Here is a 20,940-nt window from a genome sequence, read left to right on the forward strand (position 1 = left end):
CGGCTTACGCAACGAAGACGAAGCGGTGACGGCTTGTCACCTGCAACACAAAATAAACCACGACGCTTAACAAAGCGTTCACCATAACTGGCTGGTTTTATTGACGTTTTGTTAAGGGAACAAAGGCGGCCTGTTGCACGCGCCGGGACCTGCGCGCAGCGTTCACGCTGCGACGTATCCGAGACACGGGCACGCGAATTAGCTTGAGAACGTGCCGCTGCGATCGCTGAAGAGATCAAGAGGCTGGGGCGGCCGGACGTCGGGCGTCGCCGATGCGGCCGAGGTCGCTGGTGCGACCGTGGTCGCGGGTGCGACCGTGGTCGCGGGTGCGACCGAGGTCGCGGGTGCGACCGAGGTGAGCGAGGCATTGTTGCCCCACAATTTCTGCACGGTCGTCGAGACCGGCTGAGTAGTGTCGCCGGGCTGATAAATCGAGCGAAACACCGGCCTGATCGGTGCATTGTCCGCGACCGTCGTTGGCGCCGTCGCGCTGACCGGCGTCACCGCGCGTGTGTTCGGAAAGGTCTGGAGATACGCGGCATTGTCGATCAGCGGCGCGGCAGGCTGTACGCCGTTGGCGCTCGCGACCTGCGTGGTCGACGGCGTGCCGCCATACATCGCCATCGCGCTGCGGGTGGTTTTCGAATTTGCCGCGCTGGCGTAGCGTGCATCCAGCACCGAATAGACCTCGGAAACGCTGCGCGCGCGGCCGTCCCTGGCGTAGAAGATCGAGCGATTGGCGGACGCAGCGTTAGGAAACAACCGGGCGCCGACCGCTTGCGGATTGTCCTCGGCATTGGCGATCAGTTTCGCGGCGCCGCCGACGCCCATGAAATGCGCCATATAGAGTTCGCTGTCGGACGGCCTGCGGCCGAGCAGGCCAGTGAGCTTGAAGCTGTTCGACTGCGTCAGCGCAGCCGCCATGCTGGAGGCGGCCTCCGGATCGTCGCGCAGCTTCATGATCGACCGCTTCATCGCGGGATCATCGACGGTGTAGGTGCCCGACGACGTCCTGGTGATGGCATCGGAATAGTTGCCATAGCCGAGCTGGGTGCCGGCTTCCTTCACGGTGCCGAGCCAAGTCTGGTCGATGAACTGGTAGAGCCCGTGTGCGGATGACGTAGTCGCCCCCGCCGTGGGATCGAAATCCGATTCCATCTTGGCGGTGGTCAGCATGTATTGGAAGCTGACGCCGGTCCGGTTGGAGACCTGATTGATCGCGCCGGCGACGCGTGCCCGCGACGGATCGAGAACCGCCGGCTGTGAGACACTGGAATTGTCGACCGACATGATGAAGTGCCCGGCCCGTGCGGCGTTGAGCGGCGCCGGCAATTCGGCGCCCTGTCGTCTCACCGTGGGACAGGCATGGTTAATGCGGGGTTAATTCGGGCCGGCACCTCCGCAGGACGGAAGGACTATTTCTTGTACACCGCGTCCGGATCGAACAGCCTGTCCGCATCGACAAAGACGAGCCTGGCGCCGCCGTCGTCGGCCTCGACCTTGCGGTAGAAGCAGGAGCGGCGGCCCGTGTGACACGCCGCGCCGATCTGCTCGACGCGGATCCAGACCGCATCCTGATCGCAATCGGTGCGGATCTCGACCACGCGCTGAGTCTGACCTGAGGTCTCACCTTTTCGCCACAAGGCATTGCGCGAGCGGCTGAAGTACCAGGCCTCGCCGGTCGCGATGGTCTTGCGCAGCGCCTCGTCATTCATGTGCGCGACCATCAGCACGTCGCCGGTGGCAACGTCCGTCGCGATGACCGTCACGAGGCCGGCCGCGTCGAACCTGGGAAGGAAGGCGAGACCTTCCTCGGTTTCATGGGAGTGAGCGGACACAACGCCCTCGCCGGTCTGTTCGCGAGGTCAGCGCTGCAGGCCTCGCACCAGGGACAGAAAACGAGCCTGCTCCGCCGGATTATCGCGGAACATGCCGGTGAAGCGGCTGGTGAAGGTGGAGGCGCCATGCTTGGCGACGCCGCGCACCGACATGCAGGTATGCTCGGCCTCGATCAGCACGGCAACGCCGCGCGGCTTGAGGATCTCGTCGATCGCCGCCGCGATCTGCGCGGTCATGTGCTCCTGGGTCTGGAGCCGGCGAGCGAAGATGTCGGTGAGGCGCGCAAGCTTCGACAGGCCGACCACGCGTTCCACCGGCGTATAGGCGATGTGCGCCTTGCCGTAGAACGGCATCATGTGATGCTCGCATTGCGAGGTGAACTCGATGTCGCGCACAAGGACGAAATCATCATAGCCGGCGGTCTCGCCGAAGGTGCGATCGAGCACCTCGGCCGGGCACTGGTGGTAGCCCTGATAGAGTTCGTCGAAAGCCTCGACCACGCGGCGCGGCGTGTCGAGCAAGCCCTCGCGGTTGGTGTTCTCGCCGATATAGGCGAGCAGTGTCTTCACCGCCTGCTCGGCCTCGGCGCGCGCCGGGCGCGGCTGGTCGGCGCGGACGGCGGCTGCGAGGAATTCGGAAGGATCGAGCTCCGCCGGACGGCTCTCGGGCTGCCGATCGGAGGGCTTGTTGGGGCGGATGGATTTGATGGTAGCGTCCATGTCGACTCCGTTCGACGGCCTTGCGGCCGGAGTGTCACCGGCAGACGGGGCGGCGGACCGCCGGACGCCTGAGAGAACAGTTTCGGCGAAAAGGTCTGCAAATTATAACGTCGGCAACAGGGTCCTGGATCACACCAGTGCTGCAGCGCCGGGCTGTTTTTCCGCCAGTTCCGACCCTATATAAGGCCGTGGACGGCGCACGCCAAGGCCGATCCTGCTGGACTCCATCACATGCTGAACGACATTTATAACAAGCGGATCATCGAACTGGCCGGGAATATTCCGCGGCTCGGACGGTTGCCGGATCCCGATGCCACCGCTACCGCCCACTCCAAGCTGTGCGGCTCGACCGTCAAGATCGACCTCAAGATGGAGGGTGACAAGGTCACCGACTTCGCCCACCACGTGAAGGCGTGCGCGCTGGGACAGGCTTCTTCATCCATCATGGCAAGTCAGATCGTCGGATCGACTGCGAGCGAACTCCGTGAGTTACGCGAAACTGTTCGCAAGATGCTGAAGGAGAACGGCGCGCCTCCTGAAGGCAAATGGGCAGAGATCAAGTTCCTCGAGCCGGTCCGCGACTACAAGGCGCGCCACGCCTCGACGCTCCTGACCTTCGATGCCGTGGTCGATGCCATCGGCCAGATCGAGGCGAAGGCAAAGCAGCCGGCTGGGGCGCAAGGCTGATTACGGAGGCTGATCCGGGCTCGTCGCTCGGCCCGCAAATGGGATCAGATTTCGAGGCTTACTTCTGCGACGCCGCAACCGGCGTGGCCACGCCGCCCGTCGGCACCAGGGCTTCCGCCGTCTTGGTGGACTTTGCAGACTGCTCCGGTTCCGCACCGAACCTCGCCTGGCTCTTCGGTGCAAGCCCCGCCATTGCCGGCGCGGAGATGTCGACATGCGGCAGCACGTCGACCGCGAGATTCGTCGTCACGAGATTGGTGAGCTTGAGCTCGCCTGCATCGAGCTCGTGCAGATCTTCCCACGGCGGGACGCTCAGCGCGAGCGACAGCAGATCGCCGGCACCACCCATGTCGAACGTGTATTTGGCGAGCCGGCCGATATCGCGCTCCACGATCATCAGGTCCTGTGCGCTGTAGCTCGCGGCCTTGGCATCGTCGGCGCGATCGCCCATCCAGATCTGGTGGACCCGCACATGGGCCGTTTCCGGCACGTAGCGCTTCTTGCCCGCCAGCAGCAGGAACACGCACATGGATTCGCAATAAGCCTCAGGCGCGACCGCCGGACGAACCGTCTGCCCGCCGCGGCTCTGAACGCTGACACCGACCGTGGTCAAAAGTCCGAGATTGCGAAAGCGCCGGCCGAGCGTGATCGCGTCGTTGACAGAACCGCCGCTGGAATCGAGCACCACGGTGGCGCCGCCGAGCTGGCGTCCGCGCGAAAACTCCTCGAAATCCCTGGGCGTATCGGCGGTGATGATGCCGACCGCACTGACCCAGCCGCGGCAATTCGGCTCGCAGGCGACCCAGCCGAACTTCATCGGCAGCTTGCGCTCTTCAAGGGCAGCACCGGCCCGAGCCGACGACCCGAGCGTCGCGACGGCGCCAGCCAGCACGACTCCACAAGCAGCGGTTCCCACCAGCAACCAGCCGCGAAGTTTGAGCGACTTCAGAAGTTTCAAACTGGTCCCTTCCCCAAGTCCCAAGCCTCACGGCGAGCCGACTCAGCCAAGCCCCGTTCTGACGTTCCAATGAGTCTCACATGAACGTCACAAAAATGGTATCCGGGGGAATACAGCTCGTCCATAGGCACTTGCTGCACTGCTCCCAAAAAGCATGCAAAATATGACGTACAAACAACAGCTTATAGTTCCCTGCGCCGGAACCGCGCAGAACCTCGCCCACGATCTCGGCAAAGCGCCCATGAAGCAATCAGCCTGCGAGCACTGTTCCAATTCCGTCGCGGGCGCGCTCCTGCTTCCACGCAGATTCGGCCGCGCGCTGATCTGGCTCTACCGCCACACGCTCTCGCCGCTGGTTGGCTACAATTGCCGGCACCTGCCGACCTGCTCCGCCTATGGCGATGAGGCGATCGAACGGTTCGGGCTGTGGGCCGGCGGCTGGATGACGCTCGCACGCCTGCTCCGTTGCAACCCCTTCGGCACCTCGGGCATCGACAACGTGCCCCTCACCGCGCCACAGGGTGCGCGCTGGTACTCGCCCTGGCGCTACGGCCGCTGGCGCGGCGTCAACGCATCCTGAGCACGACGCGGCGCCTCACGTGTCGCGACCTTGAGTGGAACCGAAATTCTTTCCTCCCGTTGATTTGCTGCTCCCACGGGAGGAAAAACAATGCGCTGGAAAATCAGCCCTCATTTTCACGTCAGGTCTGGACCGGATTCGCGGGGTGGTTCGCGAGGCCACGATCCCAGAACCCTCGACATGATCGCCATCATCGCTCTGCTGATGCTCGTCGTCGGCTCCGGCTGGTATCTGGCGGCGAGCACGGCCACGCCGCCCAGTACGACGGCGTTCATCGTGCCGAGCCAGAGCGTGCACTGGTAATCAACGGGACCAGAAAAAGCGCCCGGGTGGCGGCGGGACCGGCTCGGGCGGACGTGGCCGCTTCGGACGCGGCGGTTTCGGCGACGGCTCGGCGGACGAGGTGGTCTCCGCGCCGGGCGCCGTCTCGCTTCCCGGCACCTTCACCGCCAGCAGCAGGTTCGATTCGTGCGTACGCCAGCGGTAGCCGACGCCGAAATCGATCGGCTGGGCGCGCGTGAACAGCGCCGCGTAACGTTCCTGGTAGCGGCCGGGAAATTCGCTGATGGGTCCGAGATAGCGGCCGAACGGGAAGAAGCGCCATTGCCGCGAATTGTAGTTCGAAAGCGGAATGCCGGAATCGTCCTGGACGATGGTCGCGCTGTTGGCGAGCAACCAGTCGCGCGCCACGGTGAAATTGCCGGAGTGCAGCAGATAAGACGCACTCTTGATCAGGCTGTTGCCGGGGCCGAGCGTCTCGCAGAACTTCAGGAAGCCGGCTGCGCGTGCACCTGAATTGGAAAGATCGGTCGAGAAATAATACAGCGTGCGCGCCTCGCCGTCGGGGCCGGCGAAGGTGATGCGGGCGCCGCGCGTCGCGTTCGGTCCGGGATTGTCGTTGCCGACATGCACGCCGCCTTTGTCGTCGAGTGCGACCATCTCGACATTGCGGATGGTCTTGCCGGAGCGGACGAGGAAGACGTAGAGGATCGGCAAGGTGCCGTTGACCTGGTTGGTGTGCAGGTCGACCTTCATTTGCTTGGTGATGAAGAAGGAAAAACTCAGGATCGAGCCGAGCGAGCGCTCGACATTGTAGAGCGCGGCGCCGACCGAACCGCGCGGCAGTCGCGTCAGGTCCGCCACCGCACCGACCGGCTCCAGCGCGCCGAGCACGTAAGTGCTGGCCTTGGGATAGAAGGCGTTGGCGTAGAGGAAATCGGGGCCGCTGAACAAATAAAACATGGTCGGCCTGGGCGCGGCCAGATTGACGTCGGCCCAGTTGCGGATCTTCGAGAGCTGGCGCTCCTCAAGCTGGGCGAACGCGCCGTCGAAGAATCTTGCGTGGCGTTGCCAGCCCGGGTCCTTTGTGAGCGGCGCCAGCGGCGAATTCGCAGAAGGCTGCATGCCCGCGAGGAAGCGCGCGGTGTCATCGAAGGTTGCCTCGGCGGCACGTGCGGACGAGACGGCCGCAGCCAGCAAGGCGAAAGCGACGGCCGCAATTCTCATGGGTCGAAACATGTCTATTCGCGATGTGATGAAGTGCCAGCGGCGACCGGCCGCCTGCGGAAAACAGCATAAATCAAAAGGCCCGAGAGCATGACGAGCATCCCCGACAGCGATTGCACGAGCCGCTCGGTCAACAAATAGTACATCATGAAGGCGGTCACGAGCAGGAAAACGAGCGGCGTGAACGGGTATCCCCAGGCGCGATAGGGCCGCGGCAAATCGGGATCCGTGATGCGCAGCTTGATGACGCCGGCGACCGTGAAGAACGAGCAGAACAAGAGCGCGAACTGGATGAAGTCGAGCACGGCCTCGAAACTGCGGGTGAACAGCAGCAGATTGGCGACGGCGAGCTGAAACAGGATGGCATAGGCCGGCGCGCCGCGCACCGATCTCTGCGAGAACACGCGCAGCGCCGGAATATCCTCCCCCATCGTCATCATCACGCGCGGGCCGATCCACATCATCGCGCTGATCGAGGAGATCAGGCCGAAACAGATCATCGCGCCGACGATCCGGCCGCCGAGATTGCCGAAGATCGCGCTGCCGGCGACGCTGGCGACGTCGAGCTGACCCGCGAGCGCGCCGACCGGCGTCGAATGGAGAAACACCGCATTCAGCGCGACGTACAGCACGAGCACGATCAGCGTGCCCGCGAGCAGCGCACGCGGCAGGTCCCGCTGCGGCATGTTCATCTCGCCGATGATGTAGGTTGCGGCATTCCAGCCCGAGAACGAATACATCACGAATACGAGCCCGATCGCGAAAGGCGCGCTGACGATATGCGCGAGATCGCCCGCCTGCGGCGTGAAGGCGATCGGCTGCGGCACGCCGACGACGAAGCCGGCGACCAGAAAGGCGACGATCAGCACGACCTTCAGAATGGTCGAGATCAATTGGAAGGTCGAGGAGTGCCTGACGCCGGTCAATTGCACGAGCGAGACCAGCCACACCACGGCGATGGCAAGCGGGATCGGCGGCACACCGGGCACGACCGATTTGGCGTATTCGCCGAAGGCCATCGCGGCGAGCGCGACGGGTGCTGCAAAACCAACCGTCGCCGACACCCAGCCGGCGAGAAAGCCGAAGGCGGGATGATAGGCGCGGCCAAGGAAATTGTATTCGCCGCTCGAGCGCGGAAACATGGCGCCGAGCTCGCTGTAGGAGAACACGCCGCACAGCGCGACGATGCCGCCGACGGACCACAGCAAGAGGATCGAGAAGCCCGAGGGAATGTCCTTGACCTGGAAGCCGAGGCTGGTGAAGACGCCGACCCCGATCATGTCGGCCACGACGATGGCGGTTGCGACCAGAACGGAGACCCCCGACCCGCTTCCGGTCAGCCGGCTGGTCCAGGGTGCAGTACCCGCATCTGATGCCGTCATCGCCGTCCTCAACCTCAGGCGTCACGCCTCGTGGGAAGCATCGTGCAGTTCGGTCCAGTCAATTCAAGCAGGGTTAACAAGGGTTAAATGAGGCGGGCCAAATCGGTACTGCAGCACCATTAATGCGAGGTCTGGGCCAATAAACCCTCCCAAACACCGGCACATCACGTTTCCCTTCCCCACAATCACGACACGATTGCGTGGTCCTTTTGAGCGTTCCGGATGTGGGGAAGTTTCTCCGGACACTTAACGTCGCCTAAACGCCCATCGGCTCAATTGCCTTAATGATTGCCGATGGACTTGTGGTCATGACTTGGGGTCATGGGTGAATGGTCGGGGCCGTTCCGAAACCGAGAGCTGACATCCGCGCCGACCGGACCACGTCCGGCGCACGCGGTCGTGCGCTTCGGGTCGCTCTGATCTCAGCCTTGGTGCCGTTGTCGCTGACCTTGGTTCAATGCGGCAAGGCGCCCAATCCGGCAGCGCTCGCGGCGAACTCGCAGGCCAACGCCCAAGGCAATAACGCCCAAGCCAACGTTCAGGTCGTTGCGAAGACAAACCAGCAAGTCGCAAGCAACGACACCTTCGAGGATCGCTTCCCGGCCCCCCAGTTCAGGGAGCGCTTCCCATCCGCGAGCGAGGGTTTTCTGCAACGGCAGATGTCGGACTTCTCACCCAAGCGCGCCGTGCAGCAGCAGCCGGAGCAGGCGCCTTACAAGGTCGCTTCGCTCGCGCCGCAGGCCCCCTACCAGCGTCCGCCACGCGAGGACCTGACGACGCTCGTCAGCATGAAGTCGTCAGCCTTCCCCTATTTCGGCAACAACCCCGCCTCCGACGCGCCGTTCCTCAACATCTCCAAAGGCGACCGCCGCGGCCACCGCAGCTATTCCGGGCGCGTGTTCTGGCAGGACGAGACTTACAACGATAACCGCGTCCTGATGCACGTGCCCGAACATTTCGACGTGCGGAAGCCCGGCGTGATCGTGGTGTTCTTCCACGGCAATGGCGCAACACTCGAGCGCGACGTGCGCGACCGCCAGCTGGTGCCGCAACAGATCACCGATTCCGGCGCCAACGCCATCCTGCTTGCGCCGCAGATGGCGGTTGACGCTGCCGATTCCAGCGCCGGAAAATTCTGGCAGGCCGGCGGCCTCAAGCGCTTCCTGGACGAATCTGCGAACCATCTGGCCCGGCTCACCGGCGATCCCAACAGCGCCCGCGCCTTCGCCAATATGCCGATCGTGATCGTCGGCTACAGCGGCGGCTTCCTGCCGACGGCCTGGAGCCTCGAAGTCGGCGGCATCGGCGACCGTGTCCGCGGCGTCGTGCTGCTCGACGCCGTCTACGGCGAAATGGACAAGTTCGCCTCATGGATCGAGAGCCACCGCTCCGGCTTCTTCGTCAGCTCCTACACCCGCTACACCGCGCGGCGCGACCGCGAGCTGATGAGCACCCTGCGGCAGAAGGGCATCACCGTCTCCGAAGACATGGACGGCCCCTTGCGTCCGGGCAGCGTGGTGTTCGTCGAAACCGGGGACGGCATCACCCATCGTGACTATGTGACCCGAGCGTGGACGCGGGACCCGCTCAAGGACGTACTGGTGAAGATGTCGGCGACTCCATCACTCGCGCTCACGCGGGTTGCCTCCACCAATCCATCTGCGTCGAGCCGGTAGCGATATTGCGCCCGTCGGCATCTGGCTGCACGGCCCGCAATTCTCTCGAGCCTTGATCAAAATGTGATGTTGATGGCCGACGGTCCCGAGGCCGACCGGATTGCTTCCACTGGCAACAATCATACTTTGCCGGCCAAGTTGAATTTGGAATTCTGCGGGGACAGGCAGTGCGTCAGGGACTCTACAAGGTCGACTTCCACACGGTTCACGGGACGGGTTGTGGCGTCGTCTACGTGACCGAGGGCAAGATGCGCGGCGGCAATTCCGCTTTCGCATTCATCGGCACCTGCACGGGCGAAGGCGACAGCATCAGGGTCAAGATCTCGACCGAGCGCCACAATGACGACCCGTGCTTCAAGGCACTGTTCGGTCTCGACCGGATCACGCTGACGCTCGCGGGACGGGAGGATGGCGACACGGCGGAATTCGAAGGCACCGCACTGCAACTGCCGGGCGTTGCCTTCAGGGCCGTGCTGAGCCGGATCAGCGACTAACCGTCCGGCTTCCAGACCTTAGCCATTGGCCTCAGGTTTTTGGCAGCTTCGGAATGCTCTCGGCAAACCCATTGAAGCAGGCCAGCCGCTCGTCCTCTTCCTTGAAGAAACGGCAATCCGCATAGCCCTTGGCCTTCGCCGGCTTCGGCTTTGGCGCCGGGGGGATCACGGCGTCGTAGCAATTGAGCCGGTCCTTGGTGCCGTCATCGAGGTCGAGGCAGGCCTGGAGCCGCGCCGCGATCGATTGCGGCTTGCCCTTCGGCGCCGCAGCCGGCTTGGCCGCAGCCTCCTTGGTACCCGCCTTGGTGCCCTTGGGCTTGACCTGCACCAACGGCTTGTCCCCGACCATCGGTGGTGGCTTGTCGGCTTGCGCAAACGCGGAGGCTGAATAGAGCACCGCGGCAACCGCCAGAATCATCCTCATTTCAGTCAACCCTCTTTGGTCCCCATGACCGGCCTTCTAGCCTTCCGGCGCGCGGTTTGCCAAGCACCTTGCGCATACGGACACGCTTACGTTCAGGCCGGGGCGGCAGTTGCCGGCCGGGGCCGGGTCAGTACCACCAGGATCAGCGCCAGCACGACGAAACCGACCGCGACGAAGCCGAGCGTATGCGGGAGTTCGCGGGCGAACAGCAGTCCCCCGACGGCAGAGCCGACCGCCTGCCCGATATAGAGGACGGAGGTGTTGAGTGCGACGGTCGCCGATGCCAACGACGGTGCGGCCGAGACCAGCCGCACCTGCTGCATCGAATTGGTCGAGGCAAAGCCGAGGCCCCAGATCGCGACCGCACCCGCCATCAACACGAGCGTGCCGGCGCCGAGCGCCCAGCCCGTGATTCCAGCAAGCAGCAGGCAGGTGAAGACCAGCGAGGTGCGATAGGGCCCAGAGGTGTCGACGATGCGGGTCGCGATGACAACGCCGAGGAAGCCGCAGACGCCATAGAGAGCGAACACCATGCCGATCGCATCGGGCCCTGCGCCGGTCAGCTTGTTGAGCAGCGGCCCCATGAAGGTGAACACCACGAACTGCCCGGACATCTGCAACATCGTGATCGCAAGCAGCAGCAGGATGGTCTTGTTGCGACCGACCGCGCCCCAGGTCTTGAGATCCACCGGCGTCCCCTTCAAGCCCCCCGGCAGCCGCATCAGCAACAGCAGCAAGCTGACGCAACCGAGCGCGCCGATCCCGCCATAGGCCGCGCGCCAGCCATAGCGGCTGGCGATGAAGGTGATCAGCGGCAGGCCGACGGCGGCAGCGAGCGACCAGCCGAGAAAAATGTAGGCAATCGTGCTGCCGCGACGCTCCACCGGCACGATCAACGCCGCCGTGCCGGCGGCCTGCGGCGTGTAGAGCGCGCCGACCGCGAGCATCACCAGGCGGATGACGAGGAGGCTTGCATAGTCGGGCGCAAAGGCCGAAGCGAGGTTGCCAAAGGCGAGCACCGCCAGCGTCGTGGTGAGCAGCGTCCGGCGCTCGATCCGGCTGGTGAGCCAGGCCGTCAGCGGCGAACCTATGCACAGGATAACAGCCCCGAAGGTGATCAGGAGTGCGGCCGCATGGATGCTGACGTCGAGCCCGCTCGCCAATTCCGGCAGCATGCCCGCCGGTGCCAAGACCGAGCAGCCGGTGACGAGATTGCCGAGCATCAGGGCGGTTGGCGCGAAACGGCCGGCGCGTGCATTTTCCATGCAAACGCATGTAGAACCGCCCTGCGTCCAGTTAAAGGGCGTTGCCCGGAATAGTTCGTGCAGCGCCCCCGCTTTTGCGCGCCGGTTTCTTGGAAATGCCGGATTGCGCAGGCCGAATCGCCTGATATATCGCTCGTTCCCGCTTACCTGCGCTCGTTCGCAGGAGTGAGCCTCAGGAGACATGCCATGACCGACCAGCCCAAGGACCCGTCCAAGGACCAATCCAAGTCCGAACAGCCCAAATCCGAATCCGGCTTCCAGTACAGCCTCAGCAATTTGAGACCCGTGACCCCACCGGAAAAAATCACCCTCACCTTCCCGGACGGCGCCCGGCGCGAATACGCCAAGAGCATCACCGGCCTCGAACTCGCCAAAGGCATTTCGCCGTCGCTGGCCAAGCGCACGGTCGCGATGGCGCTCGACGGCGTGGTCTCCGACCTCGACGATCCCATCGAAGCCGATGCCAGGATCGAGCTGATCAACCGCGACGATCCGCGCGCGCTCGAGCTGATCCGCCATGACTGCGCCCACGTGCTCGCCGAAGCCGTGCAGACGCTGTGGCCGGGCACGCAGGTCACCATCGGCCCCGTGATCGAGAACGGCTTCTATTACGATTTCTTCCGCAACGAGCCGTTCACGCCGGAAGACTTTGCCGCGATCGAGAAAAAGATGCGCGAGCTCATCGCGCGCGACAAGCCTTTCACGAAGGAGGTTTGGGATCGCGAAAAGACCAAACAGGTGTTCCGCGACAAGGGCGAGGCGTTCAAGGTCGAGCTGGTCGACGCCATTCCCGGCAACGAGCCGATCAAGATCTATTACCAGGGCGACTGGTTCGATCTCTGCCGCGGCCCGCACATGACCTCGACCGGCAAGGTCGGCAACGCCTTCAAGCTGATGAAGGTGGCGGGCGCCTATTGGCGCGGCGACAGCAACAACCCGATGCTGACCCGCATCTACGGCACGGCCTTCGCCAAGCAGGAGGACCTCGACGCTTATCTGAAGCAGATCGAGGAAGCGGAAAAGCGCGACCATCGCAAGCTCGGGCGCGAGCTCGACCTCTTCCACTTCCAGGAGGAAGGTCCGGGCGTCGTGTTCTGGCACGCCAAGGGCTGGACCATCTTCCAGCAGCTGATCGCCTATATGCGCCGGCGCCTGGCCGGCGACTACAGCGAGGTCAACGCCCCGCAGATCCTCGACAAGTCGCTGTGGGAGACCTCCGGCCATTGGGGCTGGTACCGCGAGAACATGTTCGCGGCGCAGTCGGCCGGCGAGGAGGCCGAGGACAAGCGCTGGTTCGCGCTCAAGCCGATGAACTGCCCGGGCCACGTGCAGATCTTCAAGCATGGCCTGAAGAGCTACCGCGACCTGCCGCTGCGGCTCGCCGAGTTCGGCGTGGTGCATCGCTACGAGCCGTCCGGCGCGATGCATGGATTGATGCGCGTGCGCGGCTTCACCCAGGACGACGCGCACATCTTCTGCATGGAGGATCAGCTCGCCGACGAGTGCCTGAAGATCAACGAGCTGATCCTGTCGACCTACGCCGATTTCGGCTTCACCGGCGATCTCACCGTGAAGCTGTCGACCCGGCCGGAGAAACGCGTCGGCACCGACGCGATGTGGGATCACGCCGAGCGGGTGATGGCGACGGTGCTGCGCGAGATCCAGTCGCAGAACAATCACATCAAGACCGAGATCAATCCGGGCGAAGGCGCCTTCTACGGACCGAAGTTCGAATATGTGCTGCGCGACGCCATCGGCCGCGACTGGCAGTGCGGCACCACGCAGGTCGACTTCAACCTGCCGGAACGGTTCGGTGCGTTCTACATCGACCACGACAGCAGCAAGAAGCCGCCGGTGATGGTGCACCGCGCGATCTGCGGTTCGATGGAGCGCTTCATCGGCATCCTGATCGAGCACTATGCCGGCAACTTCCCGCTCTGGCTGTCGCCGGTGCAGGTGGTGGTCACCACCATCACGTCGGAAGCCGACGAGTATGCCAAGCAGGTGCTGGAGCAGGTCCGGCGCGCGGGACTTCGGGCCGAGATCGACCTGCGCAACGAAAAGATCAACTACAAGGTCCGCGAACATTCGCTGGCCAAGATTCCGGCACTGCTCGTGGTCGGCAAGAAAGAGGCCGAGACGCAGTCGGTCTCGATCCGCCGGCTCGGCAGTGACGGTCAGCAGGTGACGACGACGGTGGAGGCCATCGCCGCCCTCGTCGACGAAGCGACCCCGCCGGATGTGAAGCGGGCGCGCGACGCGGTCTGACGGCGTTCAGGCGGCTCGGTCTTGACGGATTTTGATGAGGGACTCGGCGGGAATGCCGAGGCCCTCATGCAGCCGTCTGATCATGCTGAGCGTCAATTCGCGCCGGCCGTTGAGCACTTCGTGAACCCGGTTCCGGCTGCCGATAAACGGGATCAAGTCCTTCGGCTGCAAGCCACTCTGCTCCATATGATACTTGATCGCCTCCACGGGGTCCGGAAGGTCCAGGCGATAGTGCTTCCGCTCCCACGCCTCCACCAGCGTCACGAGTACGTCGAGTCGATCGCCCTCGGGCGTGTTGCGCCGTGCGCTCATCAACGTCTCGATCTCCTTGAGAACGCGGCGATAGTCCCGGTTGGATTTGATTGGCGCAATTTCCATCATCGACCTTCTAAACGGTTTGCGCATCGATCACGTCGTATTGCCGATCCGTCCCGACAAAGCGGATATAGACCACACGGTATGGATAGTTGATCCAGACCACCACGCGATATTTGTTGCCGGCGACGTTAAAGACGACGCGGCCATCCCGGAGGATGCTGGCACTGCGAACGTCCCTTTTGACATCTGCGGGCTTTGCCCAGTCAGCCTGCTTTACCTGCCGGAACCACGCCATCAAGGGCTCGCGGGCATCGGAAACGTCGCCGCTCCGGCTGAGAAGCGCCTTGACCGTGATCAGCGCTATGATCCTCATCCAAGCCATCTTAGCATAGTCCCAAGCTGGGACCAAAACTCTCCGACTGGCGCAGGACCCGGCCCTCATAATCCCTCTAAAATGCCTTCCAATCGTCTTCGGCCGGGCCTATCTCCGACAGGGACAGAAGTCTCACAAGGAATTCCCCGTGCCCGACGCCATTGAACTCCTGAAGACCCGCCGCTCGGTCAAGCCGCGCGAGATGTCCGGACCCGGCCCCTCCCCGGCCGAGCTCGAGACCATCCTCACCATCGGCGCGCGCGTGCCCGACCATGGCAAGCTCGCGCCCTGGCGTTTCATCATCTTCGAGGGCGATGCGCGCCAGCGCGCCGGCGAGGTGATCGCGAAGGTGTTTGCCCGGAAGAATCCCGGCGCGCCGGCGGCCGATGTCGAGACCGAGCGCAAACGCCTCATGGATGCGCCGCTGGTGATCGGCATCGTCAGCTTCACCAAGCCGCACCCGAAGGTGCCGGCCTTCGAGCAGGAATTGTCGGCCGGCGCCAGCGTCATGAACATCGTCACGGCAGCGACCGCGCTCGGCTACGGCGCCTGCTGGCTGACCGGCTGGTTCTCGTTCGATCGCGACGTGCTGGATGGCCTCGGCCTCAAGCCGGACGAGAAGCTCGCCGGCTTCGTCCATATCGGCAAGCCGACCAAGCCGAGCGAGGACCGTCCGCGACCGGTCCTTTCCGAAATCGTGACGCGATTTTAATCGAAGGCGTGTTGACGCCTTCGACGTCTTGCGGCTTTGATCCCGGCAAGGGAGGAAGCCCGGATGAAGCGTCGTGAATTTCTGGTCGGAGCCGCGCTGCTGGCCGGCACGATGGCGCGGGCACGCGCCGCCGACACCCCTGCTCCGTCGTCCGACGGACTCGACCGCATCACAGCCTATTTCGACAACGAGGTAACGAGCGGCCGGCTGCCGGGCGCCGTGGTGCTGGTCCAGCAGCACGGCAAGCCGGTCTATCTGAAGACTTTCGGCGTGCGCGACACCAGGACGGGCCTCGCGATGACGCCCGATACGATCTTCGCCATCCACTCCATGACCAAGCCGGTCACGTGTCTTGGCGCGATGATGCTGATCGACGAGGGCAAGCTCGCGCTCACCGACCCGGTGTCGAAATACATTCCCCTCTTTGCCGACACCAAGGTGGGACTCGAAGTCACCAATCCCGACGGCACGTTGCATCTGGATCTCGTGGCCCCGGTCCGTCCCGTCAACATCGAGGATCTGCTGCGGCACACCTCGGGCATCAGCTACGACTATATCGGCGGCAAATGGGTCGAGCAGGCCTACAAGGCGGCGAACATCTTCGAAGGTCAGTTCAACAACAGGGAATTCGCCGAACGCATCGCAAGGCTGCCGCTCGCACGGCAACCGGGAACGCTGTGGCGCTACGGTCATTCCACCGACGTGCTCGGCAGCGTCATCGAGATCATCTCGGGCCAGACGCTGTACGCATTCCTCAAGCAGCGCATCTTCGATCCGCTCGGCATGAGCAGCACCAAGTTCGCGCTGGCGACCGAGGACGAGCTCGCGCGGATGGCTCGGCCGCTGCCGAGCGACAACATCCTGCTCGCCGCCGAGCGCGAGCGCCTCGACCATCCCGAATGGCAGTCCGGCGGCGGCGGGCTGCTCTCGACCATCACCGACTATCAGCGCTTCGCGCAGATGCTGCTCAATGGCGGCGAATTCGAGGGCAAGCGCTATCTGAGCCCTGCGGCGTTCAAGGCCATGACGACCGATCATATCGGGCCGGGTTCGGGCGTGGGACGCGACTACTTCTATTTTCCGGGCGACGGCTTCGGCTATGGCTATGGCCTTGCGGTGCGGACCGATCCCGGCAACGCCAAGCCGCCGCCGCCGGGCTCGCTCGGCGAGTTGAAATGGGACAGTGGCAGCGGCACCTATTTCGGCGTCGATCCCAAGCTCGACATGGTCTACCTGCTGATGCAGCAGACCCAGAACGAGCGCGGCCGCATCACGCCCGCCTTCAAGGCGCTGGTCTATGACTGTTATCCGTCCGAGTTACGCCGCCCGTGAAGCACGCTGCCGAAATCGGCGAGCAGTTTTGCGATCTCGGCGGCGGGCCGCGCCGCGCTGAACAAGAATCCCTGCACTTCGTTGCAGCCTTCGGCGCGCAACCAATCGAGCTGATCCTCGGTCTCGACACCTTCCGCGGTCGTGGTGATGTTGAGGCTGCGGCCAAGCCCCGAGATCGCGCGAACGATCGCGACGCAATCGGGCCGCCCTGCCAGATCCTTGACGAAGGAGCGGTCGATCTTGATCTTGTCGAAGGGGAAGCTGCGGAGATAGCTGAGGCTGGAATAGCCGGTGCCGAAATCATCCATGGAGATGCTGACGCCGAGCTCGCGCAACTGATGCAGAATGGCGAGGTTGGCGTCCGTCTCGGCCAGGAAGATCGACTCCGTGATCTCCAGCTCGAGCCGCGTCGGCGACAGGCCGGACTGCGCCAGTGCCGAGATCACGACCTGAACCAGATTGCGGCTGCGGAACTGCGCCGGCGACAGATTGACCGCGACCTTGACGTCGACGGGCCATTTCACCGCCTCGGAGCAGGCTTCGCGCAGCACCCACTCACCGAGCTGGGTGATCAGGCCGATGTCCTCGGCGACCGGAATGAACTCCGCCGGCGAGATCATGCCCTTGTCGGGGTGATGCCAGCGCAGCAGCGACTCGAAGCCGGAGATGCGGTCGGAGGCGATCGAGACCAGCGGCTGGTAGTGCAGCTCGAACTCGCCATTGGCAAACGCGCGGCGCAGATCGAGCTCCATGTTACGGCGCTTCTGCGCCTGCAGATCCATCTCGCGCTCGAAGAAATGATGCACGCCGCCGCCGTCCGATTTCGCCCGATACAGCGCCATGTCGGCGTTGCGCATCAACTCTTCCGACGTCGTACCGTCGCCGGGCGACAGCGCGATGCCGATGCTGGCACCGATCACCATCTCCTGCCCGTCGATCTCATAGGGCGCCTTCAGCATGTCGATCAGCAAGCCCGCGCAGGCGCTGGCCTCGTTGGGCGAGACGTCGGCCGCCAGGATCACCGCGAACTCGTCACCGCCGAGCCGGGCCGCGAGATTGGCGCCGCGGACCGCGGCGCTCAGACGTGCGGCGACCTCCTTCAACAGGCGGTCGCCCACTGGATGGCCGAAGGAATCGTTGATATTCTTGAACAGGTCGAGATCGATATAGAGCACCCCGACCCGTTTTCCGCCGGCCTGGTCGAGCGCCTGCTTCAGGCGCGCCTGGAAATATTCGCGGTTCGGCAGATCGGTGAGCCCGTCATGGTGCGCCATATGGGCGATCCGCGCCTCGGCCTTGCGCCGTTCGGTGATGTCGACCACCGCGACCAGATAGCCGTCGCGATCGTCGAAGGCGACGCGGCGGCCGAAGGTCAGCACCTCGATCTCGCTACCGTCGGCGCGCAGATGCCGCCAGTTGCGCGAGGAGTGATAGGCGTCGCCGATGCGTTCGAGCGCCTCGGCGTGGCTGCCCCATTCGTCCTGCGGCCAGATCTCATGCAACTTCATGCGCAGGAAGGTGGCGCGGCTGTAGCCGTAATGCTGGACCGCGGCGTCGTTGACGCTGAGAAACTTCTTGCTCGCGGCGTCGAACACCCACATCGGCATCGGGTTGTTGTCGAACAGCAGGCGGAACGAGGCGTCGCGCCGCTTCAACACAGTGACATCCGAGATCGTCAGCGAGACCACGTCGGCGAACGCGGTGGCGCTCAGCCGGAGATACCGTCCGTCGCTCTCGATCTCGAGTTGCTCGCCGCGACCGCCGGAGACGGCCCTGAGCAGGAATTCCATCACCTCAAGCGAGGCCAGCAGCGTGTCTCCCTCGCCGATCCGGCGCCACAACAGGTCAGCGCCTTCGGCCTTCAGCAGCAGGCCCGCACTCTTGTTGTGGTGGACGATCTGGAGATCGACCGGCTTGCCACCCGCGTCGCGCAGCGTCGCCAGCGAGACCACCGCGTCGTCGGTCGAAGCGAAGATCGCGTCCAGGAGATTGTATTGCGCGCCGCGTTCGTTGATGTAGGCGCCGACCAGCGTCGCGCCCCAGCGCGATGCGGTCGGCAGCGCCAGCACATCAAATGTCCTGACCATGCCGTCGCGCACGCAATGGGCGCTGGCCAGGTGCGGCCGCCCGTTGGCGAGCGCACTCGCCGCGGCTTCCGACAGCGCGGTGGCGCAATCGGGCGAGAGCGCGGCGACCGGGATGTCCCAACGCTCTTCGCCGAGCCATTTCTGCACGTAACGTCCGCTGCGCGACAGTTCGAGCGCGCCGTCGCCCTTGAGCAGCGCGATGTGGTCGGCGAGCCGTCCCAGGCTGCCGAGCATCACGTCCTCGTAGCGCGGCAGCCGTTCGCCCGGCTTCAACGCGGCACGCCATTTGCGCTGAAGCACCGGGATGTCGTCGAACATTTCGGCGGCCGGTTTTCCCGACACTTTCTTCACGGCACTCATGGCAGTCCTCAACGCACTTTCCCGCCGCATCCAATGCAGCCGCACTTAACGGCGTGTAAAGAGAGCGCGAGCGCGGGTTCCGTTCGGCGATTATGACAGTTTAAAGTCGGGCGTTGGTTAGTGGGCGTTAGAGACTGTGACAGTTGTGCGAAGGCGCCGAGCGCGTCCGGCATAGTCATTGCGAGCGGACGTGCGCAACAGGGTCCGCTGCTCTCGTGTCCCGGACGCGCTGCAGCGTTCTTACGCTGCTGCGCAGAGCCGAGACCCAGGAAGCCACAGCAATCGCTGCAACATGGGCCCCGGCTCTGCAGCGCACCGCCAAGAGGCGCTGCGCTGCGTCCGGGGCACGAGACCGTTGTTGGACAACCGACATGGGATCGCAGCCTCGCGGCATTCCGCCCGAGCTTTGCTTCGTCGCCTCACCCTCAATTGAAAGAGGGCGCAGGGAAGACCGGGTGCCGGCTGGCACCCACGGTCCACTGTGCGAGATTGTCGTAAGAACAATGCACAGCGGCATACAGGTGAAGCCAAAACATCCGGCCTTCCCTGCGCAGTGGCTTTACGGCTTATGTCGTGATCTCCCCGGGGAGCGATGCACTATTGCCCCCGTCGCCTTGCGGATGGCTGATGCGTGTGCCCGGTTGGGCACCCCGCATCACCGCAACGCTTGACGCACAGACCCCGGGCGTCAGGACCACACGATTTTGCCGTACGCCGATCACACCGGTCGTGTGCGCGATGCTTTCGCTCACGGTTGCCCGCCCTGCGAAGCCCTTCGCGCCGATGTGACCAACGTCCACCGCCGTCCGGCCCGCGTTCGTGACGATCGCGATACGCCCCTCTTCCTTGGGCCGGAGTGAGGCATGGATACGCCGTTTCCGAATTTCGGTAAAGTGGAATATTTTTAGCGCCCCGCGTTGACCGACAGCTTGGGTGTTTTGCCCGACAGGCAACACAAGGACTTGTAGCCCGGATGAGCGAAGCGACATCCGGGATTCCCACCACGAGCTGTCCCGGATATCGCTGCGCACACCCTGGCCACGGCAGCGTATCAAGAGCAATCACCCCGCCAATCGCTCGATCACGAGGTCGAGCAGCGCGCGCAGGCGGGCGAGACGCCTGAGATCGCGGTGATAGCCGACATAGGTGTCGCGGCCGGGTGGCGTCGCGCCGATGTCGAGCGCGACCAGCCGGCGGTCGCGGTCGCCGAGTGGACGCGGCAGCACCGCGAGCCCGCCGCCGCTCGCGCAAAGCTCCGCCTGCGCCTGCCTGTTGTTGCTGCGCGAGGCGATTTCCATATTCGGCAGCGTGCGCTTCAACCAGAGGGCATCGGGCATGTCGGCGAATTCGGCATTCATGGTCACAACGCGGACACCGCTTCCGTCGCCGGCGCGTGGCGGCTTGCTGCCTTTCTTGCCGTAGAGCGCGTAGGGAATGTGGAGCAGCTTTCGGGAGATCACTTCAGGCTCGTCGAACGGTTTGATGCGGAAGACGAGATCGGCCTCGCGGCGCGGCAGGCTGTAGAGGCGCGCATCGGTCAGAAGCTCGACGGTCACCTTCGGATGGCGCTTGCCGAAGGCGGCAATCAGCGGCGAGAGCATCACCGTCCCGAACCAGTCCGACGACGACAGACGCAGCAAGCCATCGAGCTCCGTCTCCGCGCCGGACGCACGCCGCTCCAAGGCGAGCGCCTCCTCTTCAATCCGCTCAGCATGGCGCAGCACAGCTGTGCCCTCGTCGGTCAGCACGAAACCATCCGCCGTGCGCTGGAACAGCGTTTGTCCGAGCGACTGTTCGAGCGCGCGAAGTCTCCGTCCCATTGTCGGCTGGGTCTGGCCGATCTTCCGTGCGGCCGCGCCGAGAGTGCCTTCGCGCGCAATCGCCAGAAAGATGCGCAGATCGCTCCAGTCCACCGGAAGCCTCCTCATACAAAAACGCACGACAATCGTACATTCTCATT

General features: G+C 64.1%; 20 protein-coding genes and 1 pseudogene. 8 read left to right on the forward strand and 13 right to left on the reverse strand.

Features of this window, described 5'->3' with window-relative positions:
- Positions 1-198 precede the first annotated feature (198 nt).
- The 3 genes from BRA471DRAFT_RS23620 to folE all read right to left on the reverse strand — a co-directional run bounded on the left by BRA471DRAFT_RS23620 (position 199) and on the right by folE (position 2,558).
- The gene (locus BRA471DRAFT_RS23620) at positions 199-1,332 is read right to left on the reverse strand and encodes a hypothetical protein (protein WP_007611748.1); all 1,134 of its coding nucleotides are present in this window, start codon (positions 1,330-1,332) and stop codon (positions 199-201) included.
- An 83-nt stretch (positions 1,333-1,415) separates the two neighbouring features.
- Positions 1,416-1,838, reverse strand: coding sequence for a phosphoribosyl-AMP cyclohydrolase (gene hisI / locus BRA471DRAFT_RS23625; protein WP_007611749.1), 423 nt, complete (start codon positions 1,836-1,838; stop codon positions 1,416-1,418).
- Between the two features lie 27 nt (positions 1,839-1,865).
- Complete coding sequence (folE, locus tag BRA471DRAFT_RS23630) at positions 1,866-2,558, reverse strand: GTP cyclohydrolase I FolE (protein ID WP_007602630.1); 693 nt, start codon at positions 2,556-2,558, stop codon at positions 1,866-1,868.
- Between the two features lie 231 nt (positions 2,559-2,789).
- Between folE and BRA471DRAFT_RS23635 the strand changes: the two genes are divergently transcribed.
- The gene (locus BRA471DRAFT_RS23635) at positions 2,790-3,245 is read left to right on the forward strand and encodes an iron-sulfur cluster assembly scaffold protein (RefSeq protein WP_007611750.1); all 456 of its coding nucleotides are present in this window, start codon (positions 2,790-2,792) and stop codon (positions 3,243-3,245) included.
- 58 nt (positions 3,246-3,303) lie between these two features.
- On the opposite strand, the gene BRA471DRAFT_RS23640 is transcribed toward BRA471DRAFT_RS23635, so the two are convergent.
- On the reverse strand, positions 3,304-4,203 hold the full coding sequence (locus tag BRA471DRAFT_RS23640) for a hypothetical protein (protein ID WP_035974201.1): 900 nt from the start codon (positions 4,201-4,203) through the stop codon (positions 3,304-3,306).
- A 241-nt stretch (positions 4,204-4,444) separates the two neighbouring features.
- Here BRA471DRAFT_RS23640 and yidD point away from each other — a divergent pair, with 241 nt between their 5' ends.
- Positions 4,445-4,783 (forward strand): membrane protein insertion efficiency factor YidD, encoded by a 339-nt coding sequence (yidD, locus tag BRA471DRAFT_RS23645; protein ID WP_035974203.1) that lies wholly within the window; start codon positions 4,445-4,447, stop codon positions 4,781-4,783.
- A 90-nt stretch (positions 4,784-4,873) separates the two neighbouring features.
- Positions 4,874-5,086 (forward strand): hypothetical protein, encoded by a 213-nt coding sequence (locus BRA471DRAFT_RS23650; RefSeq protein ID WP_007611754.1) that lies wholly within the window; start codon positions 4,874-4,876, stop codon positions 5,084-5,086.
- Here the strand turns inward: BRA471DRAFT_RS23650 and BRA471DRAFT_RS23655 are convergent, their stop codons facing one another.
- Together BRA471DRAFT_RS23655 and BRA471DRAFT_RS23660 are read right to left on the reverse strand one after the other, a co-directional pair.
- Entirely contained in the window at positions 5,087-6,301 is a 1,215-nt protein-coding gene (locus BRA471DRAFT_RS23655) for a hypothetical protein (RefSeq protein ID WP_088931132.1), read from the reverse strand.
- Between the two features lie 2 nt (positions 6,302-6,303).
- Positions 6,304-7,671: an APC family permease gene (locus tag BRA471DRAFT_RS23660; protein ID WP_007611757.1), complete on the reverse strand. Its 1,368-nt coding sequence runs from the start codon at positions 7,669-7,671 to the stop codon at positions 6,304-6,306.
- A gap of 329 nt (positions 7,672-8,000) precedes the next feature.
- Between BRA471DRAFT_RS23660 and BRA471DRAFT_RS23665 the strand changes: the two genes are divergently transcribed.
- On the forward strand, positions 8,001-9,347 hold the full coding sequence (locus BRA471DRAFT_RS23665) for an alpha/beta hydrolase (RefSeq protein WP_007611758.1): 1,347 nt from the start codon (positions 8,001-8,003) through the stop codon (positions 9,345-9,347).
- A 167-nt stretch (positions 9,348-9,514) separates the two neighbouring features.
- A complete protein-coding gene (locus BRA471DRAFT_RS23670; protein ID WP_007611762.1) occupies positions 9,515-9,841 on the forward strand; it encodes a GrlR family regulatory protein in 327 nt (108 codons plus the stop codon).
- A gap of 31 nt (positions 9,842-9,872) precedes the next feature.
- Here the strand turns inward: BRA471DRAFT_RS23670 and BRA471DRAFT_RS23675 are convergent, their stop codons facing one another.
- Together BRA471DRAFT_RS23675 and BRA471DRAFT_RS23680 are read right to left on the reverse strand one after the other, a co-directional pair.
- A complete protein-coding gene (locus tag BRA471DRAFT_RS23675) occupies positions 9,873-10,265 on the reverse strand; it encodes a hypothetical protein (protein WP_007611764.1) in 393 nt (130 codons plus the stop codon).
- Between the two features lie 92 nt (positions 10,266-10,357).
- Complete coding sequence (locus BRA471DRAFT_RS23680) at positions 10,358-11,530, reverse strand: MFS transporter (protein WP_007611765.1); 1,173 nt, start codon at positions 11,528-11,530, stop codon at positions 10,358-10,360.
- Between the two features lie 186 nt (positions 11,531-11,716).
- On the opposite strand from BRA471DRAFT_RS23680, the gene thrS reads away from it, so the two are divergent.
- Entirely contained in the window at positions 11,717-13,798 is a 2,082-nt protein-coding gene (thrS, locus tag BRA471DRAFT_RS23685; RefSeq protein WP_007611766.1) for a threonine--tRNA ligase, read from the forward strand.
- A 6-nt stretch (positions 13,799-13,804) separates the two neighbouring features.
- Here thrS and BRA471DRAFT_RS23690 read toward each other — a convergent pair whose 3' ends face one another.
- Both BRA471DRAFT_RS23690 and BRA471DRAFT_RS23695 read right to left on the reverse strand, forming a co-directional pair.
- Positions 13,805-14,176, reverse strand: a complete 372-nt coding sequence (locus BRA471DRAFT_RS23690; protein WP_007611768.1) for a type II toxin-antitoxin system HigA family antitoxin — start codon at positions 14,174-14,176, stop codon at positions 13,805-13,807.
- Positions 14,177-14,186: 10 nt separating this feature from the next.
- Positions 14,187-14,489: a type II toxin-antitoxin system HigB family toxin gene (locus tag BRA471DRAFT_RS23695; RefSeq protein ID WP_035975099.1), complete on the reverse strand. Its 303-nt coding sequence runs from the start codon at positions 14,487-14,489 to the stop codon at positions 14,187-14,189.
- A gap of 148 nt (positions 14,490-14,637) precedes the next feature.
- On the opposite strand from BRA471DRAFT_RS23695, the gene BRA471DRAFT_RS23700 reads away from it, so the two are divergent.
- Both BRA471DRAFT_RS23700 and BRA471DRAFT_RS23705 read left to right on the forward strand, forming a co-directional pair.
- Positions 14,638-15,201: a nitroreductase gene (locus tag BRA471DRAFT_RS23700; RefSeq protein WP_007611770.1), complete on the forward strand. Its 564-nt coding sequence runs from the start codon at positions 14,638-14,640 to the stop codon at positions 15,199-15,201.
- A 63-nt stretch (positions 15,202-15,264) separates the two neighbouring features.
- Positions 15,265-16,533: a serine hydrolase gene (locus BRA471DRAFT_RS23705; protein ID WP_007611771.1), complete on the forward strand. Its 1,269-nt coding sequence runs from the start codon at positions 15,265-15,267 to the stop codon at positions 16,531-16,533.
- On the opposite strand, the pseudogene BRA471DRAFT_RS23710 reads toward BRA471DRAFT_RS23705, so the two are convergent.
- The 3 genes and pseudogenes from BRA471DRAFT_RS23710 to BRA471DRAFT_RS23720 form a co-directional block, all read right to left on the reverse strand.
- Positions 16,519-18,980: pseudogene (locus BRA471DRAFT_RS23710) on the reverse strand (putative bifunctional diguanylate cyclase/phosphodiesterase). The gene BRA471DRAFT_RS23705 and the pseudogene BRA471DRAFT_RS23710 overlap by 15 nt on opposite strands.
- A gap of 566 nt (positions 18,981-19,546) precedes the next feature.
- Positions 19,547-19,969 carry a hypothetical protein gene (locus BRA471DRAFT_RS39820; protein ID WP_007611773.1) on the reverse strand — a complete coding sequence of 141 codons (423 nt, stop codon included), beginning with the start codon at positions 19,967-19,969 and terminating at the stop codon, positions 19,547-19,549.
- 72 nt (positions 19,970-20,041) lie between these two features.
- Positions 20,042-20,893: a LysR family transcriptional regulator gene (locus tag BRA471DRAFT_RS23720; RefSeq protein ID WP_007611774.1), complete on the reverse strand. Its 852-nt coding sequence runs from the start codon at positions 20,891-20,893 to the stop codon at positions 20,042-20,044.
- Positions 20,894-20,940 lie beyond the last annotated feature (47 nt).

The organism is Bradyrhizobium sp. WSM471 (assembly GCF_000244915.1).
Classification (GTDB): domain Bacteria; phylum Pseudomonadota; class Alphaproteobacteria; order Rhizobiales; family Xanthobacteraceae; genus Bradyrhizobium.